An 18,072-nucleotide genomic window follows, 5' to 3' on the forward strand; every position below is an offset into this window, starting at 1 on the left:
CCCCACCTCCCCGACCCCGAACACAAAGACCCCGCCACCCCAGCGCCCGCCCCCGCCCGAAATGCGGGACACGTCCCGCGGGGTTCGGCAGACTGCCCGCATGGGCCTTCTCTGCGCCGCCTGCGCATCCCTCGTCGTCTGGATCTGGCTCACGTTCGCCCAGGGCATGTTCTGGCGGACCGACGTCCGGCTCCCTCCGCGCAGCGCCCCCGCCCGCTGGCCCTCCGTCGCCATCGTCGTCCCGGCCCGGGACGAGGCCGGGGTGCTGCCCTGCAGCCTGCCCTCGCTCATCGCCCAGGACTATCCCGGCGAAGCCGAGGTCATCCTGGTCGACGACGGCAGCACCGACGGCACCGGCGCCCTCGCCCTGCGGCTGGCCCGGGAGCAGCCCGGGCTGCCCCTCACCGTCGTCTCCCCCGGCGAGCCGGAACCCGGCTGGACCGGGAAGCTGTGGGCGCTGCGGCACGGCATCGCGCTCGCCCGGACCGCCCACGCCACCGAGCCCGAGTACCTGCTCCTCACCGATGCCGACATCGCGCACGAGCCCGACAGCCTGCGTGAGCTGGTCGCGGCCGCGACGACCGCCGAGCTGGACCTCGTCTCGCTGATGGCCCGTCTCCGTGTCGTCAGCCCCTGGGAGCGGCTCGTCGTACCGGCCTTCGTGTACTTCTTCGCCCAGCTCTACCCGTTCCGCCGGATCAACCGCCCGACCGGCCGGACCGCCGCCGCGGCTGGCGGCTGCGTCCTGTTGCGTACCGAGGCCGCCGTACGGGCGGGCGTGCCGGAGTCGATCCGGCAGGCCGTCATCGACGACGTCTCCCTCGCCCGTGCCGTGCGGCGTTCGGGCGGCCGGATCTGGCTGGGGCTCGCGGAGCGGGTGGACAGCGTGCGCCCGTACCCGGGGCTCGCGGACCTGTGGCGGATGATCTCGCGCAGTGCGTACGCGCAACTGCGCCACCGGCCGCTGCTGCTGGCCGGGACGGTGGCCGGGCTCGCGCTCGTCTACCTCGTCCCCCCGGTCGCCTGCTTCGCAGGTCTGGCCGCCGGGCACGCCGCCACAGCGTGGGCGGGCGCTCTCGCCTGGCTCCTGATGGCCGGAACCTATCTGCCGATGCTGCGCTACTACCGGCAGCCGGCCGTGCTGGCTGCGCTGCTTCCGCTCACGGCCCTCCTGTACCTCCTGATGACCGTCGACTCGGCCGTCCAGCACTACCGGGGCCGCGGCGCGGCGTGGAAGGGCCGTACCTATGCCCGTCCGAGTGACGCCTGAAACGGCGAGCTGCCGCCCCTGCCGATGTCATCCCAGGTCACCGTGTTGTGACACTGCGTCAGCAGCAAGTCGGTGCAACACCCAACCGGTGAGTACGAGTAGGAACAACCCGGGGCGGAAGTGGCGAAAACGTGCACATGAACGAGAAGTGAAGGGTGTGGCTCTGACCTGCGAATATGCAGGTCAGGGCGGTGTTCGTCACACCTCGCTATGGACCCGGTGAAGTCGTGGGCTTAACTTAGGTCCCATGACCTCCCCCCGCTCCACTTATGGCGGCGGTTACTACTCCGCGCCCTCCTTCCCGGACACCCCCATCTACGACTCCCTCGTCGCCGAACGCGGCACCCCGCAGATCGCCCCGATCCGCGTTCCCGCCGCGTACGACTCCCCGAGCGCCGGCTATTCGAGCGGTGGGTACCTCCCGGCCCTCGCCTCGTCCATGCCCGCGCTGCCCCCGGCCATGCCGCAGCAGCAGGCCCCTGCGTACGGGTACCCGTACCAGCAGCAGGCGGCGCCCGCGCCGATGCCGCTGCAGAACGCGCCCGCCCCGTACATCCCGCAGCAGCAGCCCGCCGTGGCCCGCGCGGGCTACATGCAGCAGGCGCAGCAGCAGCCGCGACCGGTGGCCACGGGCACCGGGTACGAGGCGATGCGTCCGGCCGCACCGCGCCCGATGCAGGTTCCGGTTCCGGCTCCGGTTCCGGCCGCCTCGTACGAGGACCCGTACGGCCGCCCGTACCAGGGGCGTGGCTACTGACGGGCCTCTGACCTTCGCCGGGGCGTGCGTGGGAGCTCCTGGCAGGATGCTCCCATGGCGAACTTGTATGTCCAGGCGCTCCACGTCCATCCCGTCAAGTCGGTAGCGGGGACAGCTCCCGACGAGGTGGTCGTGGAGCCCTGGGGTCTGTCCGGGGACCGGCGGTGGGCACTCGCCGACACCGAGGGCACGGTCATCACCCAACGCCAGCAGCCCCGGCTGGCGTTGGCCGCGGCGCGTCCGCTGGGGGGCGGCGCCGTCGCGCTGTCGGCGCCGGGCATGGGCGAGCTGGTCGTGGAGGTGCCGGCGCCGGGTCCGCTGGAGCCGGTCGTGCTGTTCGGCAAGAAGGTCGAGACCGTGGTCGCCGCGAGCGCCGCTGCCGACTGGTTCAGCGCCTACCTGGGGGTTCCGGCGCGGCTGGTGCACATGGACGACCCGGCCGTGCGGCGGCCCGTTGACCCGGAGTACGCGCTGCCGGGCGAGACGGTGAGCCTCGCCGACGGCTATCCGGTGCTGCTCACGACCCTCGCGTCGCTGGACGCGCTCAACTCGCTGATCGCGCAGGGGGACCATCCCGAGGAGGGTCCGCTGCCGATGAACCGTTTCCGCCCGAGCCTGGTGGTCGCCGGCGCCGAGGCGTGGGCGGAGGACGGCTGGCGGCGCATCGCGATCGGCGACGCCGTTTTCCGCGGGGCCCGGGAGTGCGGGAGGTGCATCGTCACGACCACCGACCAGGCGACGGCGGAGCGGGGCAAGGAGCCGCTCAAGACCCTGGCCCGGCACCGGCGGATCGGCAAGTCGCTGGCCTTCGGGCGGCAGCTGGTCCCGGTGCGGGTGGGCACGGTGCGGGTGGGCGACGAGGTCCGCGTCCTGGAGTGAACGCGCGGCGGCCCCTCGGAATGACACCTTCGAGGGGCTCTGGGGGAACGCTGGAACCAAGCACCGTGGGCGGGCCGTTGGTGCATTCGACAGGTGTGGCGGGAAGGTGCGGGAGTTCTGCTTCGGCTTCCGTGACTTCGTGCACCGGATCGGGTGACACGACTGCCGCGCGTCCCGGAATGCGCGTTGCCGGGGCATGCGGGAGGCTTGGACCGCAGGCAGACGGAGGCAAAGGGGGTGCCGGACCGTGTGGACAGCCATGGGTGTGTGGCGTTGGCGGCGCAATCCGCTGCGCCGGCCGACAGATCTCTTCGAGGCGTGGGTGGCGTTCGCGGCGCTGGTGTGCGTCCTGCTGGTGGCTCCGGCCGTCGGCACGGTCGCGGGCCTGGAGGTGGACGGTACGCTGCAGCGGGCCGCGCGCGAGCAGCGGCAGGAGCGGTACCTCGTCCCGGCCGTGGTGCTCCGGCCGGCCGCCGAGCCGGCTGCGGGGACGGCCGCGGGTGCGGGGACGGCCGCCGATCCTTCGGCGCAGCGGCAGAGCCCGCAGCGCACGCAGATCGTGGCGTCGTGGACGGCGCCCGACGGCAGCAGCCACCAGGGCACGGTGCCGGCCGCGGAGGAACCGCCGCAGGCAGGGGACCGGTTCCGGATATGGACCGATACGCAGGGCCGGCTCGTGGGGCGTCCGCTCGACGCGTCCTCGGCGAGCGCCCACGCGGCGGTGGTGGGCCTGGCCGCCGCTCTCGGCGCGGCCGCGCTGGTGGAGACGGTCCGCCGGCTCGTCGTACGAAGGCTCATGCATCGGCGGTACACACGCCTGGACCGCGCCTGGGCGGCGGCGGGTCCGGACTGGGGCCGGGCGGGCGCGGGCAGCTGACCTGGCATCTCACTGGCTCCGCGCGCGCTACGGTGGAGCGGCCGGAGTCGATCGCCGCCACTGTGGTGGGCGGCGGCGGTGGTTTCAGTCGCTTCGACAGCGCGAGTACGAGGGCGGGGGCACGACAGCACCATGGCACAGGGCACGGTCCAGGTGACACACGGCGGGTCTTCGCGGTGGCGGCGCCGCTCCGGTGAGTATCCGACGCTGGCCGCCGCGCTCGCCGTCGCGGGTGACGGGGACGTGCTGTCCATCGCCCCCGGCACCTACCGGGAGAACCTGGTGCTCAACCACGCCGTCACCCTGCGCGGGCCGGAGGGCTCGGTGGGTTCGGTGCGGATCGCCCCGCTCGACGGGGTCGCGCTGACGGTGCGCGCCTCGGCCGTGGTCCAGGACCTGCACCTGGAGGGGCAGGACCGGGCGGCGCCCGCGCTGCTCGTCGAGGAGGGCTCCCCCGAGCTCACCGATCTGCGGGTGAGCACCCGGTCGGCGGCCGGCATCGAGGTGCGCGGCGGGGCCCGCCCCCTGGTGCGGCGGTGCACGGTGGAGAATCCGACGGGCGTCGGGATCGCCGTACTGGACGGTGGCGGCGGGGTGTTCGAGGAGTGCGAGGTGGTGGCCGCCGGGCAGGCCGGGGTCTCCGTCCGCGGCGGCGGGCATCCGCGCCTGGAGCGCTGCCGGATCCACCATGCTTCGGGCGCGGGCATCGCGGTCACCGGCGAGGGTTCGGGCCTGGAGGCGCTGGGCTGCGAGGTGTACGAGATCAAGGGCACCGGTGTGCAGATCGCCGCGCGCGCGGCGGCCCGGCTCACCGACTGTGCGGTGCACCGCACCTCGGCGGACGGGGTCACCCTCGACACGGACGCGGTGCTCACCCTGGCCGGCTGCGACATCCACGACATCCCGGAGAACGCAGTGGACCTGCGCTCCCGTTCGGTGCTCACGCTCAGCCGCACCACCGTCCGCCGGTTCGGCCGCAACGGTCTGTCGGTGTGGGATCCGGGTACCCGGGTGGATGCCGAGTCCTGCGAGATCCACGACAGCACGGGCGACTATCCGGCGGTGTGGATCAGCGACGGGGCCACCGCCTCGCTGAACTCGTGCCGGGTGCACGACGTGCCGGACGCGGTGTTCGTGCTGGACCGGGGCTCGCGCGCCGACGTCGTCGACAGCGATCTGTCCCAGGTGCGCAACACGGCCGTCTCGGTGAGCGACGGGGCGACCGCGCAGGTCGACGACTGCCGGATCCGGGAGGCGGCGACCGGGGCCTGGTTCCGCGACCACGGCAGCGGCGGCACCCTCGCCAACTGCACGATCGACGCGGTGCAGACGGGGGTGATCGTCACCAAGGGCGCCGATCCCTCGCTGGAGCGGTGCACGGTGAGCTCCCCGTCAGAGGCCGGGTTCTACGTGTCGGCGGGCGGTCGCGGAAGCTTCCATTCCTGCCGGGTGACGGGCAGCTCCGGCTTCGGCTTCCACATCATCGACGGCTGCCGCACCACGCTGACCCGCTGCCACACCGAGCGCTGTGCGCGTGGGGGTTACGAGTTCTCGGAGGACGGCCCGCTCGCCGAGGAGTGCACGAGCGACGAGTCCGGGTCGCGGCTCGCCGCCCAGTCGGCCGCGGCCGGGGCCCTCACCGGTGAGCGCGCGGGCATCCGCACGGTCGGCGCGGTCCAGAGCCCTGCGGCGCAGACGGCACAGGTGCCCGCTGCGCGCCCGGTGGAGGAGGCGGACCGCGGGTCGTCGGCGGCGCGCGGCTCCGGCGAGGTGCTGGGCCAGCTCGACGCACTGGTGGGCTTGGAGAGCGTCAAGCGCGAGGTGCGGGCGCTCACCGACATGATCGAGGTGGGCCGGCGGCGCCTGCAGGCGGGCCTCAAGGCCGCCTCGGTGCGCCGCCATCTGGTGTTCACCGGATCCCCCGGTACCGGCAAGACGACGGTGGCCCGGCTCTACGGCGAGATCCTCGCCTCCCTCGGGGTCCTGGAGCGCGGCCACCTGGTCGAGGTGTCCCGCGTGGACCTGGTCGGTGAGCACATCGGCTCCACGGCGATCCGTACCCAGGAGGCCTTCGAGCGGGCGCGAGGCGGGGTGCTGTTCATCGACGAGGCGTACGCGCTGGCGCCGGAGGACTCGGGCCGGGACTTCGGGCGCGAGGCGATCGACACCCTCGTGAAGCTGATGGAGGACCACCGGGACGCGGTCGTGGTGATCGTCGCCGGGTACACGGCGGAGATGGACCGCTTCCTGACCGTCAATCCGGGTGTGGCCTCGCGGTTCTCGCGAACCATCACGTTCGGCGACTACGGGCCGGAGGAACTGCTGCGGATCGTGGAGCAGCAGGCGGAGGAGCACGAGTACCGGCTCGGCGAGGGCACCGCCGAGGCGCTGCTGACGTACTTCACGGAGCTGCCGAAGGGGCCGGCGTTCGGCAACGGCCGCACGGCCCGGCAGACGTTCGAGTCGATGGTCGAGCGGCATGCGGGCCGGGTGGCGCAGTTGTCGGATCCGGGCACGGACGAGCTCACCCTGCTGTTCCCGGAGGATCTTCCGGCTCTGCCGGCGCTGCCGGCTCCTTGCTGACCCTGGGGGCCGGCACGGCGGGTGTGGCGGGCGGCCCTGCCGGCGCGGCCGACCGGGCGCGGCGGGCGGGCCCCGCCAACCGGGCCAGGAGGGCGTCGCGTTCGGCGGCGAAGACGGGGTCGGCCTGGTAGTCGAAGTGGCCCAGGATCGGTGCGGGCAGCGGGTGGCGGGCACTGCGCCCGTAGGCGAGCGGGTCGGCGAGCGGCCCCCGGTCCACGGAGTCGGCAGGGGCGGCCGGGCCGATCGGGCCGATCGGGCCTACCGGGGCAGCCGGGTCTACCGGGACGTGGGGGGTTGCCGGGCCGATCGGGCCGTCCGGGCGCGTGGTGTCGCCGGCCTCGGCGAGGACCGGGCCGCCGATCGGGTCGGTGGCGCGCCAGAGGTTGCGCCAGCAGTCCACGTCGCCGTGCAGCGCGTCGAGCGCGCCCGGGCCGAAGTATGCCGGGAACCAGCGCCCGTAGAGCCGCCGGAGCGGGGAGCCGTACGTGAGCAGGGCGACCCGGCGGCGGACCTGCGGCGGCAGTTGCCAGACGGCGGCCGCCGCGAGGACGCTGCCCTGGGAGTGACCGGAGATCACCAGACGGCCGCCGGTGCGGCCGGTCCAGCCGGTCATCCGCCAGGTCAAGTCGGGGACGGCGCGCTCGGCGTAGCAGGGTGGCGCGAACGGGTGGGCGGCGCGCGGCCAGAAGGTGCCGACGTCCCACAGCACGCCGATGGTGCGGCGGGCGGCGGGGTCCCGGTAGGCGCGGCGGCCCCAGGTGACGAACGCGGCGATGCCGAGGCCGATCAGCCAGGACCCGGCGTCCTGCGCGGCGCGGGCGGCGGTCTCCAGCAGCGGGTGGGCACCGCGGGCGGCCTCGCCCGGGACCCGGCCGCTGATCCAGGCTCCGGCGAGGGCGCCCGCGCCGAGCAGCAGGGTGATCCCGGAGACGGCGGCCAAGAACCAGGGCGCGGAGTCGGTGAGCGCGGCGGCGGCCCGGACCCCGGCGATCCGGCGGCTGCGGTCTTCGTCGGGCGGCTCTCCCGGGTACTCGGCGGCCACCCCGGCGGCGAGCCTGCGCCGGGTGCGGATACCGCGTACGGCGAACCAGGCGGCGAGCAGGGCCAGTACGAGGAGCAGCGGGGGAAGTACGGCGGCCTGCCAGGACAGCAGCACGGGCGGCGCGGGCAGCGGAGTCCCGGCCGGGCCGGGGGCTCCTGTTCCGTCCAGCCAGTCGGCGACCCGCTGGGCGACGCCGCCGGACATCACCCCGCCGAGGGCGCAGCCGAGCATGGCGATGGCGGGGCCGCCGAGGCCGTACAGGGCGGTCGCCGGGTCGGGGGCCAGCCGGTACAGGCGGACGGCGACGGCGGCGAGGAGCAGGGCGCAGCAGCCCTGTCCGAGCATGAGGGCGCCGAAGGCGAAGTCGCCGGGGAGCCGTCCGGTGGAGGTCCACCCGGGGCGCGACCAGCCGGCGTACAGCAGGGCGGCGGCGAGCAGCGCGAGGGCGGATCCGGGCAGCAGGGTGACGGCGGCCCGGTCGAGGCGGTGGTCGGCGCGGGCCTCGGTGCGGCCGCGCCGGCAGACGACCCAGGCGACGGCGAGGGCCCCGGCGGCGAGCAGCACCTCCAGGGCCCAGCCGAGGGCCTCGAGCGCGGGGGTGCCGGCGCGGCGGTCGTAGCGGGCGGTGGGTGCGGCGACGGCGGCCGCGACGGTGAGCAGCCCGGCGGCGGTGTGCGCCGCGCGCAGCCGGGCCACGATGCGCCGCCCGTACCAGAATCCGGGCCGGCCGAGCGCGGGCGCAGTGCCGACGGCGGCTGCGGGACCGGCCGTGTCCGCGGGCGGTGGCTGGGACTCGTACGCGCTCCACGTGCGGTTCGACAGGAACCACAGCAGCCCGGTCAGCGCGGCCGGGACCAGCGCGCCGAGGGCGAGCCGCCGCCCGGGCTGGCCCCACCAGCCGCCGGGTTCGAGGAACCCGAGCCAGGAACGGGAGCCGGTGCAGTGCGTGGACCCCGCGCACTGCCAGGCGAGGAGGTCGAGCGAGACCTCGCAGGCGGCCGCGATCAGCAGCAGGGTGAGGCTGAGGGCGAGGACCCGTACGAGGACCCCGTACGTCCGCACCCCGCGCGGTGCCGGACCGGTGGCGGGCGCGGCCGGCCGGGCCCAGTGGGCGAGGTTGACCACCATGAAGGGCAGGAGCAGCAGCCACAGGGCGCGGGCGCCGTTGCCGGAGGTGAGCCGGGACCAGCAGTAGGCCTCGACCACGGGCCGTCCGGCGTACCACTCGGGATGGTCCTCGGCATCGGCGTCCGCGGCGCGGCGGAACACGGCGGCGGTCGAGTCCCCGGTGATCCGGACGGTGCGCGGGTCGCCGAGCAGCTCGTCGGGGGGTGCACCGTGGACTCCGTGCACGCGGAGTTCGAGGGCCAGGGGCCGTGGGGGTGTGAGGAGTTCGAGGGCCAGGGGATGCGGGGGCTTGGGGGTGTCGGGCACGGCGGCCTCCGCTGGGGGCGGGATCTGCGCAGCTCCAGCATCCCGCGCGCCACGCCCCGTGCCTAGGCCCCCTCCGGGCGATCCTCCGGGCGGTCCTCCGGCCCGGGCCCTGCCACCGGCCGGTCCGGGAGGCGGGGCCGCAGCGGACATCTGACGGGGCGCCAGCTATGGTACGCGCACCACACGCGCACGCACGTTCCGCTACACACCAGGAGGCACCGCCATGGCACGCCGACTCCGCCCGGTGGGGCTGGACTTCATCGAGGACGCGCCCGTCCGCCTGAGCTTCGCCGCGCGGACGGCGGCGGCGCCCGGGGCCGTGTACCGGGCCCTGGCCGAGGAGGTCGAGGGCTGGCCGCGCTGGTTCGGGGCGGTGACCCTGGCCCGGCCGACGCAGGGGGGTGCGGGCCGGGAGGTCCGGCTGGTGGGCGGGGTCCGCTTCCAGGAGACGATCATGGCGGCGGATGCCGGGCGTCGTTACGCGTACCGGGTCGACGAGACCAACGCCCCCGGGGTCCGGGCCCTGTTGGAGGAGTGGCGGCTCGCCCCCGCCGGGCCGGGATCCGGCACCGTGATCCGCTGGACCTTCGCCGCCGACGGCCCGGCACTCTTCCGGCTCGCCCTCACCGGTGCCCGTCCGGGCCTGGGCCACTCGTTCCGCTCGGCGGTCCGGGCCCTGGACGCCCGCCTCTCGGCGCGGCGCCCGACGGGCGGCGCCTGACACGCCGCCGGCCCGGGCGCAGGGCGGTCCCCGCCGGTCAGGCCGTCGGCTCGCGCCAGACGCCCGTGGCCAGCAGGGTCTCGAGCGTCTCCGTGTACGGGGCGATGTCCAGGCCCTGCGAGGCCAGCCACTCGTCCGAGTAGTACTTGTCCAGGTAGCGGTCGCCCGGGTCGCACAGCAGCGTGACCACGCTGCCCTTGCGCCCCTCGGCCACCATCTCCGAGATGATCTTCAAGGCGCTCCACACGCCCGTGCCGGTCGACCCGCCCGCCTTGCGCCCTATGGCCTGCTCCAGCACCCGGCACGCGGCGACGCTCGCCGCATCCGGCACCTTCATCATCCGGTCGATCGCGCCCGGCACGAAGCTCGGCTCCATCCGCGGCCGGCCGATGCCCTCGATGCGCGAGCCGCAATCGCTGCTCGCGTGCGGGTCGTGGTTGGTCCAGCCGTCGAAGAAGCAGGAGTTCTCCGGGTCCGGGACGCAGACGCGGGTGTCGTGCTGCATGTAGTGCACGTAGCGCGCGATGGTCGCGGACGTACCGCCGGTTCCGGCCGTCGCCACGATCCACGCGGGCTCCGGATACCGCTCCAACTGCAGCTGCTGGTACATCGATTCTGCGATGTTGTTGTTGCCGCGCCAGTCCGTCGCCCGCTCGGCGTACGTGAACTGGTCCATGTAGTGCCCGCCCGTTCGGGCGGCGAGCTCCGCCGACTCCTCGTACATCTTCATCGAGTCGTCCACGAAATGGCATTCCCCGCCGTGGAATTCGATGAGGCGGCACTTCTCCGGGCTCGTCGTGCGCGGCATGACGGCGATGAACGGAACGCCGATGAGCTTGGCGAAGTACGCCTCGGAGACGGCGGTCGAACCGGACGAGGCCTCGATGACCGGACGGCCGGGCCGGATCCAGCCGTTGCACAGCGCGTAGAGGAACAGCGAGCGCGCGAGGCGGTGCTTGAGGGAGCCCGTCGGGTGCGTGGACTCGTCCTTGAGGTAGAGGTCGATGCCCCATTCCTCGGGGAGCGGGAAGCGCAGCAGGTGGGTGTCGGCGGAGCGGTTGGCGTCGGCCTGGACCTTGCGGACGGCCTCCTTCAGCCAGGCGCGGTAGTCCGCGTCGCTACGGTCGACGTCGATCGTCGTAGCCGTCGTACCGGAGGTACGGGTGGTGCTCATGCGCCTTGCTCCTTCGTGCGGTTCTTCGCCCCCTGCTTTCGCAATGTACCTCCCTCACCTGCACAAACAGTCACTTTGGGTATCTATGCGGATCGCTTTCGATCGCGTTCGGTTGCATACACGGGCACCGTGGGTGACCCTGGTGGAGCATTACTGAGGGTGCAGCACCCGTAACACTCATGTCGGGGAGTCGCAGCCGTGATAAGTCATTCCCGCAGGCACTGCGTCGTAGAACTGCAGGCCTTGCCGTCCCGGATCGGGCAGATCCGAAGGATCGTTTCAGCGCAACTGCGCCACTGGCAGCTCGATCCGCTCATCGACCGCGCCGCGCTCGGTGTGACGGAGCTGCTCAGCAACGTCCACCGCCACGCGCAGCCGGACAAGACGTGCACGGTCGAGATCGAGCTGCGGCTGGGGCGGCTCACGGTCTCGGTGTACGACAGCGATCCGCGGCTTCCCGTCCTGCGGGAGGCGGCCGCGGACGCCCTGGAGACCTGCGGGCGCGGGCTCGCGCTGGTCGCGGCCGTCAGCGAGGCCTGGGGCGCGCGGAACCAGGCCGACGGCCCCGGCAAGGTGGTGTGGTTCTCGCTCCGCGCCGCCCCGGCGGCATCGCCGCAGCAGCGTCCGATCGGCAACGGATCCATGCCCGTACGAGAACCCGTGCCGGCGGTGGTCGTCGCCGTGGACCCGGGCGCCGTCCCGACCGGCATGTCGGTGGCGGCGTCGGTCGGCGCCAGGCCCGGGTGAGGGTTCCGCCGCCGCCCCCAGGGCTCGCCGCCCGGCTCGCCGCCAGGGCGCCGGCCGGCCCTGCATCGCCGCCCCGGCGGTGAGCCGGGCGGTGAGCCGGGCGGTGAACCGGGCGGTGAACCGGGCGGCGAGCCGGGCGGCGAGCCGGGTGACGAGCCCGGTGACGAGGCCGACGGCGAGCCCGGCGGCGAGCCCGGTGACGAGCCCGGCCAGGATCCCTTAAGCCGCCGCCCCCAGGGCCCCCAGCGGGTCGTCCAGCACCGGCTGCCAGGCCAGTTCCGCCGCGCCGACCAGGCTGTTGTGATCCAGGGTGCACGGCAGGATCGGTACTCCCCCGCTGCGGCCCCACAGGCTGCGGTCCGCGACCACCGCGCGCAGCCGCTCCGGGTCCGCGTGCAGCAGCTCCCGGTGCAGGCCGCCCAGGATGATCCGGTCCGGGTTCAGGATGTTCACGAGCCCCGCGAGGCCCAGGCCCAGCCGGTCGATGAGCTCCTCGGCGGCCGCCCGTACCGCCGGCTCCGCGTACTCCTCGCGCAGCAGGTCGCGGGCCTGCTGGAGCAGCGACACCTCGGGGCCCGGGGTGCGGCCCGCCGCGGTCAGGAAGGCCAGCGGGTCCGCCTCCACGTCCAGGCAGCCTCGGCCGCCGCAGTGGCAGGGCCGCCCCTCCGGGTTGACGGTGAGGTGGCCGACCTCCAGGGCCAGGCCCGAACTCCCGCTGTGCAGGCGGCCGTCCAGCACCAGCGCCCCGCCCACCCCGCGGTGGCCCGTGGCCACGCACAGCAGGTGCTGGGCGCTGCGGCCCGCGCCGTGCCGGTGCTCGGCGAGCGCGGCCAGGTTGACGTCATTGCCGGTCAGCGCCGGGCCGTCGATCCCGGCCGCCTTCACGCACTCGGCGAACACGGCCCGTACGGGAGACCCGGCCGGCCAGGCCAGGTGCAGCGGGTTGAGCGCCGTACCGTCCGGCTCCGCGACCGCCGACGGGACCGCGAGTCCCGCACCGATGCAGCGGCGGCCGGTGTCGGCGAGGAGCGCCGCACCCGCCTCGACGACGGCGCCCAGCACCTGCGCCGGATCCGCGGAGACGGTGACCTTGCCCGGGGCGGTGGCCACGATCCGGCCGCCGAGTCCGACCAGCGCGGCCCGGAACCCGTCTGGGTGCACTTGCGCGGCCAGCGCCACGGGGCCGTTCTCGTCGATGGAGAGCCGGTGCGAGGGGCGGCCCTGGGTGCCGCCCGCGCCGCCCGGGCGGGAGTCCACGCGGATCAGGCCGAGCGCCTCGAGCTCGGCGGCGACGGCCCCGGCGGTGGCGCGGGTGACGCCGAGCTCGGCCGTCAGTACGGCGCGGGTCGGTGCCCGGCCCGTGTGGACGAGCTCCAGCGCCGGGCCGAGGGCGCCGCGGCCCCGCTCCAGCTTGGTCCTCGAAGACGCCGACGCCGCGGAGGACGCCGACGCCGACGACGCAGATCCAGCGGACGCTGCGGACAGCGCGGACACCGTGGTCAGATCCCCCACCCGCGGCGGGGCCCCGTTGCCGTTCATGACAGCGATCCTCGCATGAGCGGCGGTGTGCGGGGCGCCGCCGGTCAGTCGGGGGGTGTCCCCAGCCCGCCGACCCGCAGGGTGATGTTCAGCCGCCCGGCCAGCCCGAGCCAGGGCGGGGCGGTGCCGGGCAGGACCTTCGGCACCCCGTGATAGGCCAGCCGGGCCGGGCCGCCGAAGACGAACAGATCGCCGCTGCGCAGCGGCACGTCCTGGTACGGGCGTCCGCGGAAGGCGGTGTTGCCGAAGCGGAAGACACACGTATCGCCGAGGCTGAGGGAGACGACCGGTGCCCCGGACCTCTCCTCGGCGTCGCGGTGCATGCCCATGCGGGAGTCGCCGTCGTAGAAGTTGATCAGCGCGATGTCGTACGCCTCGGCGGTTCCGATTCCGGTTCCGGTTCCGATTCCGGTTGCGGTCACCGCCTCGCGCCCCAGCTCCGCGAGCCAGCCGGGCATCGGTTTGACCGGGGCCCCGTCGCCGTCCACCGCGGTGCGGGCGTACCCGTACGGATACCAGTGCAGTCCGAGGCACACCTGGCGGGCGGTCATCGTCCCGCCGCCGGGTGTCCGTACGGTGCGCAGCCCGGCGGGCGGGCGCGCCCAGGCACGGCAGGCCTCGAGCAGCTCCCGCTGGCGCTCGGGCCCGAGCCAGTCGGGCACGTGTACGGCGCCGGGGGCGATCTCGGTCCGCTCGCGCGGGAAGAGTTCCCCGGGTTCCCCGTCCATGGCCCCATTGTCGCCGGTCGGTGGGACACTGCCCGCATGAAGATCACAGAGTATGTGGAGGCCCTTGCACGGGAGGGCGAGTTGCTCGCCGACACGGCCGAACGGGCGGGTACGGACGCCCCGGTGCCCACCTGTCCGGGGTGGCGGGTTTCCGATCTGCTGCAGCACACGGGTGCGGTGCACCGGTGGGCCGCCGGGTACGTCAGGGACGCCGTCGTGGAGCCGGGCCCGTTCCCGGACGCCCCCGAGCTGGTCGGCTCCGAGCTGCTGGCCTGGTACCGGGAGGCGCACGAGGCCCTGGTCCGGACGCTGACCGACGCTCCGGCGGATGTGCAGTGCTGGACCTTCCTGCCGACGGCCGCGCCGTCGCCGCTGGCGTTCTGGGCGCGCCGGCAGGCGCACGAGACGGCCGTGCACCGGATGGACGCGGAGGCGGCGCTCGGCGCGGTCTTCGCACCGGTGGCGCCGGAGTTCGCCGAGGACGGGGTGGACGAACTGCTGACCGGCTTCCATGCACGGCCGCGCAGCCGGATGCGGACCGGGGAACCGCGGGTGCTGCGGATCCGCGCCGCCGACACGGGCGCGGTGTGGACCGTGCACCTGTCGCCGGAGCCGCCCCGCACGGTGTCGGGCGACACGGGTGAGACGGCGGACTGCGAGGTCACCGGCGAGGCGTCCTGGCTGTACGCGGCGCTGTGGAACCGTCTCCCGCTGCTGGGCCCGGGGGTGGCCGGGGACGAGTCACTGGCGCGGCAGTGGGCCGAGACGGCCGGCATCGGCTGACCGGAGCGCTGCGACCCTCTTGTGACCGTACGGTACGTGCTGTGACACTGCGTGGATGGGGAGACGGACGCAGGCGGACCGCGACGCGATCACGATAGAGATCGGCTACGCCTTCGTCAGCGCGTGCTTCGCGGCCGCCCTCGTGTTCGGGGCGGTGTACGGTCCCGCCCTGTTCTTCGACGTCTCCCCCACCACCGATGCCGTCCTGACCCTGACGGGCGGGGTGCTGGCCGCGGTGGTGTTCCTGTTCCGGGTCACCCACGTCCTGTGGCGCTTCGCCCGCCGCCCGGAGAACAACGGGCGCTGACCGTCTGGTTCGGATCGTGCTGGTCCGGGTCGTGCTCGGGCCTCGGCCCGGTCACGGCCGGGCGGGCGGGCGGGCGGGCGGCAGCACACCCCTGGCGATCGTCGGGGGTGCGGCCCGCCGTTCGGCGGGGGTGCCCGGCCTGCGGGATTCCTACCGTCGGCGCCATGGACATGCTCACGCGGTATGGACGGGCCGGCGGGCCGTGCTGGCGGGCGCGGCGGCTACGACGGGGGCCGGGGCCGTGCTCTGGCCGGCGCCCGACGGCGGCCTCGGCACGGCCGGGGCGGTGCGCGTCACCGGCGGTGCTTCGGCCACCGGGTACCGGGTGCTGGCCCACACGAGCCAGGCCGGTACGAGGGCCACCGCCACGATGGCGGCCGCGACCACCGCGGCCAGCGCCAGTGGCGTGCTCCGCGCCCGCCCGGGCCGTCCGCCGGCGAGGAACGCGCAGCCCGCCTCGGGCATCACCCACCAGCCGCTGCCCGTGCCCGCGGCGGCGCCGGCAGCGGCCACGGTCCCGACGGCCGGAGCAGCTGCCGGGACGGGTGCGGGCCAGGGAATTTTCGATCATTGCTCGCCCGGGGCGACCCTACGGAATCGCCCCGGGCCCTCGGCACTGCCGAAAGTCCGCCCTTGGGCCGCGGGCGACGCGATCAGCCCACGGTGGCGGCGTACGCGGTCTGGCTGCGGAACTTCCAACTCGGCGACTCGTCCCACGGGTTCGGCATGAGCGTGCCGGTCGCGTACGCGTAGCCCGCGCCGCGGCCGAAGGCCGTGCGGAGGGTGGTGCGCATGGCGGCGGGGTCCGGGACCGCGTGGACGAGGTGCCAGAACGCTGTGCCGGCCGGGTCGAGTTCCGTGCCGGGGCGGTAGCCGCCCGAGGCGCCGAAGACGTTCCCGCCGAGCCAGCCGCCGCCCGTGTACGCGGCGTACGTGTCCTCGTAGGTGACGAAGACGTCCGCGGTGCGGTGGCCCGGCTCCAGGTAGCAGTCGGCGATGGCGGTGCCGGGGTTGTCGACCACCAGGTCCGCAGCGGTGGGATCGGCGGCGTTCATGGTGTCCTGTACGTACGCGCGCAGCTCTGCGTAGTGGTCGCGGGTGGCGTTGCCGGGGCCGCAGTCGCGGCTGACCACGTCGAAGAAGATGCCGTCCACGTGCAGGCGGCCGTCGCGGGTCTTGAGGTAGTTGTCGACGGAGGCCTTGACGGCGGCGATGTCGCGGCTGCCGTGGTCGGTGTGGACGTAGCCGAGGACCTTGGTCTTCTCGCCGGTGGCGGTGGTCCCGGCGCGCAGCACGTCGGCGCGGGCCTGCCAGGGCGCGTCGAAGGGGGCGTCCCCGTTGCCGGGGTTGAGGACGACCACGGAGGCGGCGGGTGTGGTGGCGACGAGGTCGCCGAGCATGGGGTCGCCGGCCCACGCGTACGCGGGGACGCCGATCTCCAGGCCCCGCACGCCGGCTATCCGGGGTCTGGGGGCCGGGGCGGCGTCCTCGGCCGCTGCCACGTCGCCCGTGCCGGCCGAGGCGGTCACGGCGGGCGCCGGGGCGGCCAGTAAGGAGGTGATCAGGACGGCGTAGAGGGCCTTCACTGCGCGGGCCATGGCTGTTCCTCCGACGAGGGGCGGGGGCAGGAGCACGACCCGACGAACACTAGACGGGCGCCCGTTCGGTGAAAGCCGAACCACTCTCATTGATACGAGGAACAGACAAGCGATCTGTCACCTCATCATGTGAGCCGCGGTCATACGGCGGGCAGCCCGACCCCGTGGGCCAGCTGGCCCGCGGCGTGCGTGAAGAAGGTGGCGCGGTCCTCGACGACCCGGTTGAACTGGCCGAACAGCTCGAAGGAGACGAGCCCGACCAGCTGCGCCCAGGCGGCGACCAGGGCGGCGGTGACCTCGGGCGGCAGCCCTTCGGCGAAGTCCGCGGTCATCCGGACGGCCTCGGGGCGCAGGTCGGCGGGCAGCGGCGGGAGGGCGAGGCCGCGGCCCGCGTGGGCGGCGCGGACGATGGCGATGAGGGTGTTGCCGACGCGGGAGGCGGGGCCGACGGTGTCCATGGGGGCGCTGTACCCGGGGACCGGGGAGCCGTAGATGAGGGAGTACTCGTGCGGGTGCTCCAGCGCCCACGCCCGGACGGCCTCGCAGACGGCGATCCAGCGCCCGCGGGGCGGGACAGCGGCGGCGAGGGCGCGGGCGTCGGCCTGCTCGGCGGCGGCGCCGATGCTGTCGTAGGCGTCGACGATGAGGGCGGTGAGGAGCTCGTCGCGGCTGGGGAAGTAGCGGTAGAGGGCGGAGGAGACCATGCCCAGCTCGCGGGCCACGGCGCGCAGCGAGAGCTTGGCGGCGCCCTCGGCCGCCAGCATGCGGCGCGCCTCGTCCTTGATGGCGGCGGTGACCTCGATACGGGCCCTCTCCCGGGCCCCGCGCACGGTACTCATACGAGCAGTGTGCCACGAAGTCAGAGCAGTGCCCAAAAGCGGGATCGCCAATCCATTTCGAGAGCGGTGCTCTTGCTTTGGTGCAGCAATCCGTGCACACTGATCTCAAGCGAGAGCACCGCTCTCCCCTCGACGCCGGAGGCAGTCATGAGCAGCAGGCCCACCCCGTACTACGTCCAGGCCGGCCCGCTCGCCACCCGCTTCAACTCCCTCTTCGGAAAGCTGGCCCGGTTCGGCATCAGCCTGGCCGGCACCGCCGAGCTGTCGGTGCGCGGCCGCAAGTCCGGCCAGATGCAGCGGATCCCGGTCAACCCGCACACGTTCGAGGGCGAGCAGTACCTGGTGTCGGCGCGCGGCCACTCCCAGTGGGTCCGCAACATGCGGGTGGCGGGCGGCGGCGAGCTGCGCGTGGGCCGCAAGGTGCGCACCTTCACGGTCGCCGAGCTCACCGACCCGGCGCAGAAGGCCGCCGTACTGCGCGCCTACCTGGCGAAGTGGGGCTGGGAGGTCAACCGGTTCTTCCAGGGCGTGACCGCGGACTCCTCCGACGCAGAGCTCCAGGCGGCGGCCGGCGACCACCCGGTCTTCCGGATCACGATGTCGAACTGACGGTCAGGGCGCACCGCGCTCCACCCGCCGCACCCGTACCGACACAGCGGCGGCCTTGCCCGCACTCCCGGCAAGACCGCCACCCAAGACCGCCACCATCGTCCGCGCACCGGCCCGGAAGAGGCAGGCCCTCGCGGCCCGGACCCAGCCGTCGGCCCTGCCCCCGGACCTGCTCCCCCGACCCG

The 18,072-nt window shown here is 74.3% G+C and carries 17 protein-coding genes; 10 read left to right on the forward strand and 7 right to left on the reverse strand.

The window, feature by feature from the left end; all coding sequences use genetic code 11:
• Positions 1-100 precede the first annotated feature (100 nt).
• From ACZ5WG_RS05940 to ACZ5WG_RS05960, 5 genes are all read left to right on the forward strand, one after another.
• On the forward strand, positions 101-1,270 hold the full coding sequence (locus tag ACZ5WG_RS05940; RefSeq protein ID WP_468720963.1) for a glycosyltransferase: 1,170 nt from the start codon (positions 101-103) through the stop codon (positions 1,268-1,270).
• A 247-nt stretch (positions 1,271-1,517) separates the two neighbouring features.
• Entirely contained in the window at positions 1,518-2,027 is a 510-nt protein-coding gene (locus ACZ5WG_RS05945) for a DUF6643 family protein (RefSeq protein ID WP_468720964.1), read from the forward strand.
• Positions 2,028-2,081: 54 nt separating this feature from the next.
• On the forward strand, positions 2,082-2,906 hold the full coding sequence (locus ACZ5WG_RS05950; RefSeq protein WP_468720966.1) for an MOSC domain-containing protein: 825 nt from the start codon (positions 2,082-2,084) through the stop codon (positions 2,904-2,906).
• Positions 2,907-3,165: 259 nt separating this feature from the next.
• Positions 3,166-3,783 (forward strand): Rv1733c family protein, encoded by a 618-nt coding sequence (locus ACZ5WG_RS05955; protein ID WP_468720967.1) that lies wholly within the window; start codon positions 3,166-3,168, stop codon positions 3,781-3,783.
• Positions 3,784-3,915: 132 nt separating this feature from the next.
• A complete protein-coding gene (locus ACZ5WG_RS05960; protein WP_468720969.1) occupies positions 3,916-6,366 on the forward strand; it encodes a right-handed parallel beta-helix repeat-containing protein in 2,451 nt (816 codons plus the stop codon).
• Here ACZ5WG_RS05960 and ACZ5WG_RS05965 read toward each other — a convergent pair.
• Positions 6,308-8,992: a hypothetical protein gene (locus ACZ5WG_RS05965; protein WP_468720970.1), complete on the reverse strand. Its 2,685-nt coding sequence runs from the start codon at positions 8,990-8,992 to the stop codon at positions 6,308-6,310. The two genes, ACZ5WG_RS05960 and ACZ5WG_RS05965, sit on opposite strands and share 59 nt — an antisense overlap.
• A gap of 73 nt (positions 8,993-9,065) precedes the next feature.
• Between ACZ5WG_RS05965 and ACZ5WG_RS05970 the strand changes: the two genes are divergently transcribed.
• Positions 9,066-9,563, forward strand: coding sequence for an SRPBCC family protein (locus ACZ5WG_RS05970; protein WP_468720972.1), 498 nt, complete (start codon positions 9,066-9,068; stop codon positions 9,561-9,563).
• A gap of 37 nt (positions 9,564-9,600) precedes the next feature.
• Here the strand turns inward: ACZ5WG_RS05970 and cds1 are convergent, their stop codons facing one another.
• Positions 9,601-10,737 carry an L-cysteine desulfhydrase Cds1 gene (gene cds1, locus ACZ5WG_RS05975; RefSeq protein ID WP_468720973.1) on the reverse strand — a complete coding sequence of 379 codons (1,137 nt, stop codon included), beginning with the start codon at positions 10,735-10,737 and terminating at the stop codon, positions 9,601-9,603.
• 198 nt (positions 10,738-10,935) lie between these two features.
• Here cds1 and ACZ5WG_RS05980 point away from each other — a divergent pair, with 198 nt between their 5' ends.
• A complete protein-coding gene (locus ACZ5WG_RS05980) occupies positions 10,936-11,484 on the forward strand; it encodes an ATP-binding protein (protein WP_468720975.1) in 549 nt (182 codons plus the stop codon).
• A 219-nt stretch (positions 11,485-11,703) separates the two neighbouring features.
• Here the strand turns inward: ACZ5WG_RS05980 and ACZ5WG_RS05985 are convergent, their stop codons facing one another.
• Positions 11,704-13,023: an ROK family protein gene (locus ACZ5WG_RS05985; RefSeq protein ID WP_468720977.1), complete on the reverse strand. Its 1,320-nt coding sequence runs from the start codon at positions 13,021-13,023 to the stop codon at positions 11,704-11,706.
• Positions 13,024-13,067: 44 nt separating this feature from the next.
• On the reverse strand, positions 13,068-13,751 hold the full coding sequence (locus tag ACZ5WG_RS05990; protein ID WP_468720979.1) for an alpha-ketoglutarate-dependent dioxygenase AlkB family protein: 684 nt from the start codon (positions 13,749-13,751) through the stop codon (positions 13,068-13,070).
• Between the two features lie 36 nt (positions 13,752-13,787).
• Here ACZ5WG_RS05990 and ACZ5WG_RS05995 point away from each other — a divergent pair, with 36 nt between their 5' ends.
• Positions 13,788-14,534, forward strand: coding sequence for a maleylpyruvate isomerase family mycothiol-dependent enzyme (locus ACZ5WG_RS05995; RefSeq protein ID WP_468720980.1), 747 nt, complete (start codon positions 13,788-13,790; stop codon positions 14,532-14,534).
• 55 nt (positions 14,535-14,589) lie between these two features.
• Positions 14,590-14,841 (forward strand): DUF6332 family protein, encoded by a 252-nt coding sequence (locus ACZ5WG_RS06000; protein ID WP_468720981.1) that lies wholly within the window; start codon positions 14,590-14,592, stop codon positions 14,839-14,841.
• Positions 14,842-15,015: 174 nt separating this feature from the next.
• Here the strand turns inward: ACZ5WG_RS06000 and ACZ5WG_RS06005 are convergent, their stop codons facing one another.
• The 3 genes from ACZ5WG_RS06005 to ACZ5WG_RS06015 form a co-directional block, all read right to left on the reverse strand.
• A complete protein-coding gene (locus tag ACZ5WG_RS06005; RefSeq protein WP_468720983.1) occupies positions 15,016-15,354 on the reverse strand; it encodes a hypothetical protein in 339 nt (112 codons plus the stop codon).
• Positions 15,355-15,494: 140 nt separating this feature from the next.
• Positions 15,495-16,439, reverse strand: a complete 945-nt coding sequence (locus ACZ5WG_RS06010) for a spherulation-specific family 4 protein (RefSeq protein ID WP_468720985.1) — start codon at positions 16,437-16,439, stop codon at positions 15,495-15,497.
• A gap of 140 nt (positions 16,440-16,579) precedes the next feature.
• A complete protein-coding gene (locus ACZ5WG_RS06015; protein WP_468720986.1) occupies positions 16,580-17,278 on the reverse strand; it encodes a TetR/AcrR family transcriptional regulator in 699 nt (232 codons plus the stop codon).
• A 147-nt stretch (positions 17,279-17,425) separates the two neighbouring features.
• On the opposite strand from ACZ5WG_RS06015, the gene ACZ5WG_RS06020 reads away from it, so the two are divergent.
• Positions 17,426-17,887: a nitroreductase/quinone reductase family protein gene (locus tag ACZ5WG_RS06020; RefSeq protein WP_468720988.1), complete on the forward strand. Its 462-nt coding sequence runs from the start codon at positions 17,426-17,428 to the stop codon at positions 17,885-17,887.
• Positions 17,888-18,072 lie beyond the last annotated feature (185 nt).

Source organism: Streptomyces sp. NPDC032745, assembly GCF_055579465.1.

Bases quoted from the DNA above. Each gene is read 5' to 3' on its own strand.
- ACZ5WG_RS05940 (WP_468720963.1), top strand. From the start codon at position 101: ATGGGCCTTCTCTGCGCCGCCTGCGCATCCCTCGTCGTCTGGATCTGG.
- ACZ5WG_RS05945 (WP_468720964.1), top strand. From the start codon at position 1,518: ATGACCTCCCCCCGCTCCACTTATGGCGGCGGTTACTACTCCGCGCCC.
- ACZ5WG_RS05950 (WP_468720966.1), top strand. From the start codon at position 2,082: ATGGCGAACTTGTATGTCCAGGCGCTCCACGTCCATCCCGTCAAGTCG.
- ACZ5WG_RS05955 (WP_468720967.1), top strand. From the start codon at position 3,166: ATGGGTGTGTGGCGTTGGCGGCGCAATCCGCTGCGCCGGCCGACAGAT.
- ACZ5WG_RS05960 (WP_468720969.1), top strand. From the start codon at position 3,916: ATGGCACAGGGCACGGTCCAGGTGACACACGGCGGGTCTTCGCGGTGG.
- ACZ5WG_RS05965 (WP_468720970.1), bottom strand. From the start codon at position 8,992: ATGTCCGCTGCGGCCCCGCCTCCCGGACCGGCCGGTGGCAGGGCCCGG.
- ACZ5WG_RS05970 (WP_468720972.1), top strand. From the start codon at position 9,066: ATGGCACGCCGACTCCGCCCGGTGGGGCTGGACTTCATCGAGGACGCG.
- cds1 (WP_468720973.1), bottom strand. From the start codon at position 10,737: ATGAGCACCACCCGTACCTCCGGTACGACGGCTACGACGATCGACGTC.
- ACZ5WG_RS05985 (WP_468720977.1), bottom strand. From the start codon at position 13,023: ATGAACGGCAACGGGGCCCCGCCGCGGGTGGGGGATCTGACCACGGTG.
- ACZ5WG_RS05990 (WP_468720979.1), bottom strand. From the start codon at position 13,751: ATGGACGGGGAACCCGGGGAACTCTTCCCGCGCGAGCGGACCGAGATC.
- ACZ5WG_RS05995 (WP_468720980.1), top strand. From the start codon at position 13,788: ATGAAGATCACAGAGTATGTGGAGGCCCTTGCACGGGAGGGCGAGTTG.
- ACZ5WG_RS06000 (WP_468720981.1), top strand. From the start codon at position 14,590: ATGGGGAGACGGACGCAGGCGGACCGCGACGCGATCACGATAGAGATC.
- ACZ5WG_RS06010 (WP_468720985.1), bottom strand. From the start codon at position 16,439: ATGGCCCGCGCAGTGAAGGCCCTCTACGCCGTCCTGATCACCTCCTTA.
- ACZ5WG_RS06015 (WP_468720986.1), bottom strand. From the start codon at position 17,278: ATGAGTACCGTGCGCGGGGCCCGGGAGAGGGCCCGTATCGAGGTCACC.
- ACZ5WG_RS06020 (WP_468720988.1), top strand. From the start codon at position 17,426: ATGAGCAGCAGGCCCACCCCGTACTACGTCCAGGCCGGCCCGCTCGCC.